Below are 5,343 nucleotides of genomic sequence, written 5' to 3'. Positions count from 1 at the left end.
CCGTGCATGAAATATGCGGGTTAGAGGTTGAAGGCGTTGGTTTACTGGGAGATGGGAAGTTTTGAGCGGTGTCCCGACCTTGTGAGCTTCCTCCCGAGTTTCCTTCAAAGATGGTCGGAGCGACAGGATTTGAACCTGCGACGTCTTGGTCCCAAACCAAGTGCTCTACCAGGCTGAGCTACGCTCCGATGTCCGTCAGGCGGGCAAACCATCGTCCAACGTGTCCCGGCGCGCAACGATAAATCCAACATCCTGGATTCCTGGATTCCCGTGCATCGCGAAGTGGTCTGTCGTGTGGCGCAGGCTGGGCAGCTTGCGCCACAGCAGACAGGGCTGTCTGCGTGACCACGACAATCCGGTCACCGCCAACCTCCGGAGGCACCGGCTGGATTCAGCGTCCCTATTGCTTTGACCCGGGCGCCCGAAACTTCTAGATCTTCCTTCCAGATTCCCAAAGGTTTCATCTCATGAAACGACTTCTTCCCATCCCTTACTTCATTGGACTGACGGTGCTCCTGGCTTCGACCGCGTTGGCCCGGGCTGCCATCGAGGGTGTTCGCATGCCGGGGGATGATGGCAAGCTTCGCATCATCTGCTTTGGCGCGCATCCGGATGATTGCGAAATTCAGGCGGGGGGCACGGCCGCCAAGTGGGCTCGCCGAGGCCACCATGTGCTCTTCGTTTCGGTAACCAACGGAGACATCGGACACTGGCGGGAAGCCGGAGGTCCGCTCGCTCAACGCCGGCGCAAGGAAGTGACGGAGGCGCATCGCTTGCTGGGGATCCAAGGTGTGATCCTTGATATTCACGACGGCGAACTCCTTCCCACCGTCGAGAATCGGAAACTGCTCGTGAAACTGATCCGCGAGTGGAAGGCCGATATTGTCATGGGTCATCGTCCGAACGATTATCATCCGGACCACCGTTACACTGGCGTCTTGGTTCAAGATGCGGCCTACATGGTCACGGTTCCGTTTTTCTGTCCGGATATTCCTCCGTTGAAGAAGAACCCGGTGTTCTTCTATTTCCCGGATCGATTTCAGAAGCCGAATCCGTTCAAGCCTGACGTGGTGGTGTCGATTGACGAAGTCATGAAAGTCAAACTGGACGCACTGGGAGTGATGGTCTCTCAATTTGCCGAAGGGGGTGCGAACGGGTCTCCGGATCTGCTGCCCGAAGGCGCGGGTCCGAACCATTCACGCCATAAACAGGTCCGCGATAATTTCGGCAACCGCCAGAGGTCGCTGACGGTTCGATTTCAAGCCCAGGTGGCGGAGTGGTATCCCAAATCCACCGGCATTGAGCACATTGAAGCATTCGAGATCTGCGAGTACGGCTCCCAACCGGATAAGAAGGAGCTCCAACGCCTGTTCCCGTTCTTCGAATGACGCCGCTGGATCCACGGATCCTTTCCACGCTGTTGGAATCCGGTCTGCCCCACCTCGATCTCACCCCTCGCGCAGGGACTTGGACGGAAGCGCAGTCTGAATCTTTCGCCAAGGAACTCGGCTCGGGTCAACCCATGAAGGGGAATCCTGGACTGATAGCGGGCATCGTTTTGGCCTGGCACGACCATTTCGAGGCCGCGCATGCCCTTGCTCAGGAGTGTGACACGCCCTTGGGTGCTTGGTTGCACGCGTTGTTGCACCGTCGCGAACCGGACTACAGTAATTCCAAATACTGGCTTCGACGCGCGGGACGGCTGCCCGAGCAGGCCATGGCCTGGATCCCATTCCGGGGCGAGCCGAAGACCTCCACTCCGGCCTGGCTCGAGGTATTCCCGGCGCCCATGGCAAGAGCGATGGATTGGGACACGATGGGCGCGTGTTTTTCTCATGGCTGCTGGAATCCATCCGGCTTTGTGGATACCTGTGCTCGCGCATTGATTCGCAAGGATCCAGAGGTCCTGGATTTGCTGGAGCGGTTCCAAGCCCTTGAGTTCTATTGCCTGATCAGCACCGCGATGGAGGCTGCGTAAGTCCTGATCGACCCCGGGGCGTCCTGGCTTGAATGATCTGAGGGCTCGATCTTTTCCTGGCGGGTTGTAGGGTTGATTCATGCATGGGATCTCAAGTTGCGGACGTCGTTGGCTTTCCTTGACCGGCTTGCTTGCCGCGGTTTTTCACGCGGTGGCCGCGGTTGGCTGGCCGCAGGAAGGGTTGGAGCTCGATGGGGGGCGGGTGGTCAGTGTGAAGCCTGAGTTGGGCTTGATTCGCATTGAGTTTCGTCCACCCAAGGCTGTTCAGTCTGTCAACCTGCCTGTTCCGTTTCCGCATCTCACTTCGGTGAAGATCGTCGAAGGATTTCACAGCGCTCCGTTGGCATGGCAATTCAACCAGGACGCCAGCCGATTGAGTTTGGAAGCTTCCAGCAGCGGCGGCGGGGCGATGGCTTCCTCCCTCTTGCTCGAGATGGCTGAAAAGACGACCCAATTCCCGGATGGACGGATTGTTTTCTCCGCCCTGGATGCCGTGGTGGAGGGAAGCCAGGCGAGACTAGAAACTCACCCCGGGAATCATCGCATAGGATTCTGGACTCGACTGGAAGACTCTGTGGTTTGGAATTACAAACCCACGCGTTGGGGGCGCTACGATGTGGAGTATGCTTTTTCAGCGGATGGCGGTGACGGGACGGAGTTGGAGTTCGAGTTGGCCGGACACAAGCTTCGCGCCAAGCGACCCGCGACGGGAAGCTGGTATCGGTATACGACGATGTCCGTGGGCCGTGTCTATCTCGCGAAGAGCGATCCGTTTCAACTGCGGGTCCGGGGCCTCAACAAGCCCGGGGTTGCTGTGATGAATCTGAAGGCGGTGACGCTTCGTCCGGCTCCGGAGGGAAATCCCATCCGGCAATCGTCGAATGGCGAGATCCTGCTGCATTCCAGGGACGCGATCACGCACAGTGTCCTGATGCGATATGAACCGCAGACCAACAAGAACTGTTTAGGATACTGGGCCAATCCGAAGGATCGGGCTCAGTGGCGATTTCAGGTGGATCGAGGAGGCGAATTCGACGTGGAGATTTGGCAAGGGTGCGGGAAGGGGCATGGGGGCAGCGACGTGGAGGTGCGAAGTGGCGATCAGGCTTTGCGCTTTGTGGTCGAGGACACCGGACATTTCCAAAACTGGAAGGCCCGGTCCCTGGGACGGATCAAGCTGGGAGTGGGCGAGCGGGACCTCTGGGTGAATCCGCTTCGCAAGCCAGGCGGAGCGGTCATGGACATTCACCAGATCATCCTGAAGCCGATTTCGCCATAATCGGCTCTCTGCGGCGGGGCTAGACGGTCATGATTTCTTTCTCTTTGACGGCGACGTGCTCGTCGATCTTGGCGATGAAGCGGTCCGTGAGCTTCTGAATTTCCTTTTCGGCGTGCTCGACTTCATCCTCGGTGACGCCTCCCGCTTTGCCTTCTTTTTTGAGTGCTTCGATCCCGTCCCGCCGCACGTGACGGACGGCGACCTTGCCGTCTTCGGCCATTTTCTTGATGATCTTGGTGAATTCGACGCGGCGTTCCTGGCTTAATTCGGGCAGCACGATGCGGATGAATTTCTTGTCCACGGTGGGATTCAGTCCGAGGTTGCTTTTCTGGATGGCCTTTTCGATCGGATGGACGGTGGTGGCATCCCAGGGCTGGATCAGGATCATACGGGACTCGGGTGTGGTGATGCCGGCGAGTTCCCGGATGCGCATGTGGGATCCATACACTTCGACCAGGATGTTTTCGACCAGGCCGGCGGAGGCTTTGCCGGTGCGGACGGTGGCGAATTCGTGCACCACGACTTGTTCCGACTTTTCCATTTTTTCCTCCGCTTCGAGCAGGATGTCATCGATTGGCATAAAAGGGAACTAGGGGTTGCGACCTGGGTGATTTCAGGAGGTGACGAGTGTGCCCACTTTTTCACCGGTGACGACTCTAAAGATATTCTTCGGTTTGAAAAAGTCGAAAACGATGATGGGCATATCATTCTCGAGGCAAAGGGAGAAGGCGGTGGAATCCATGACTTTCAGCCGCCGTTGGAGCGCTTCCAAGTAGGTGATGTGCTGGAACCGTTTGGCTTGAGGGTTCGTCTTGGGGTCGCTGTCGTAAATGCCATCGACTTTGGTGGCCTTCAGGATGACTTCGGCGCCGATCTCATTGGCTCGCAGTGCCGCTGCGGTATCCGTCGAGAAATAGGGATTTCCGGTGCCTCCGGCGAAGATCACGATTCTGCCTTTCTCGAGATGGCGGATGGCGCGGCGCCGGATGAAACCCTCTGCGACGGCGGCCATCGAGATGGCGCTTTGCACCCGGGTTTGTTCCCCCATTTTCTCCAGGGCGTCCTGGAGGGCGAGTCCATTGATGGCGGTGGCGAGCATTCCCATGTAATCGCCGGTGGCGCGCTCGACGCCGCGGGTGGTCCCTTGGACTCCGCGAAAGATGTTTCCGCCGCCGACGACGAGGGCGATTTGCACCCCGAGCTTCTTGATTTCGACGATTTGGGCGGCCATGGCATTGACGGTGTGAGGGCAGATGCCGATGCCTGCTTCGCCCCCCAGTGCCTCTCCGCTGAGTTTGAGGAGGATTCGTTGGTAGGCGAGTTTGGGGGCTTTTCTGCTCATGCGCATGGTTTGTTGGTTCGGATTCGAAATCCCGTCTTGGCGGAGCGCCGTCCCGGATCGAATGGCGTCCGGCGCCGTTTGGGACCAACGAACTCGCCGAACCGACGTGGTTCTATCAATCACGCTGACCTTGAGTCAATGAAATGGCCGAAGGCGACATTCATTCTCATTTTGGGGAGCGCGGCGGTGTTGGAGACTCGCCGCAGCGCGGGACAGGTTGGAAGACTTCAGAGTTCTTAACCTTCTGCGGCTGGTCGAAGGACGACACAGCCGTGCGCCGGGGCAAAATGAGAACGACTGCGAAGCCATGATCGCGTGCATCAGCGCATCCACAGGTTTCTTTTCCTTGTGACTGACGTCCTGTGCAGGCTGCGAATTCCCCTCTCTCTGGCTCTCTCCCCGCTCGTGCCTCGCGGGGCGAGAGGGAAAGCGATGTGATGCCCGAGCGATGCGAACGTCCCACGGGCAACACGAACGAGCTCCGTTCCGTCCTCTGCGTCCTTCGCGGCCTCCGCGTGAGGATAAGCAAGTTGCAGAAGTGAATAGGCTCGCGCAGAGACGCAGTGGGCGTGGAGTGATGGAAAAGCCCTCGATCCGTCCCCCGGGGCGTTTTGAATTCCTGTCCCTGAGTATTTCGAGGATGTGGCATGGGTGCCGTGCATCCCGAAATTGTCTGTCGTGTGGCGCAGGCTGCCCAGCCTGCCGTATCGCCGACGGCCCGTCGGCCCGGCGGGTGAAGAACGA

5 protein-coding genes and 1 tRNA gene are annotated in these 5,343 nt (G+C 58.5%); 3 read left to right on the top strand and 3 right to left on the bottom strand.

The window, feature by feature from the left end; all coding sequences use genetic code 11:
- Positions 1-111: 111 nt before the first annotated feature.
- A tRNA-Pro gene (locus FJ404_19205) sits at positions 112-188 on the bottom strand.
- A gap of 279 nt (positions 189-467) precedes the next feature.
- On the opposite strand from FJ404_19205, the gene FJ404_19200 reads away from it, so the two are divergent.
- From FJ404_19200 to FJ404_19190, 3 genes are all read left to right on the top strand, one after another.
- Entirely contained in the window at positions 468-1,388 is a 921-nt protein-coding gene (locus FJ404_19200; GenBank protein ID MBM3824980.1) for a PIG-L family deacetylase, read from the top strand.
- Positions 1,385-1,978, top strand: a complete 594-nt coding sequence (locus tag FJ404_19195; protein ID MBM3824979.1) for a hypothetical protein — start codon at positions 1,385-1,387, stop codon at positions 1,976-1,978. Before FJ404_19200 ends, FJ404_19195 begins: the two co-directional genes overlap by 4 nt.
- A gap of 79 nt (positions 1,979-2,057) precedes the next feature.
- Positions 2,058-3,257, top strand: a complete 1,200-nt coding sequence (locus FJ404_19190) for a hypothetical protein (protein ID MBM3824978.1) — start codon at positions 2,058-2,060, stop codon at positions 3,255-3,257.
- Positions 3,258-3,276: 19 nt separating this feature from the next.
- On the opposite strand, the gene FJ404_19185 is transcribed toward FJ404_19190, so the two are convergent.
- Positions 3,277-3,837: a ribosome recycling factor gene (locus FJ404_19185; GenBank protein ID MBM3824977.1), complete on the bottom strand. Its 561-nt coding sequence runs from the start codon at positions 3,835-3,837 to the stop codon at positions 3,277-3,279.
- 33 nt (positions 3,838-3,870) lie between these two features.
- Positions 3,871-4,605, bottom strand: coding sequence for a UMP kinase (locus tag FJ404_19180; protein MBM3824976.1), 735 nt, complete (start codon positions 4,603-4,605; stop codon positions 3,871-3,873).
- Positions 4,606-5,343: the final 738 nt, after the last annotated feature.

This window comes from Verrucomicrobiota bacterium (assembly GCA_016871495.1).
Lineage (GTDB): Bacteria > Verrucomicrobiota > Verrucomicrobiia > Limisphaerales > VHDF01 > VHDF01.
The sequence above is the reverse complement of the archived record's forward strand: the minus strand, read 5'-3'. Positions and strand labels throughout refer to the sequence as shown.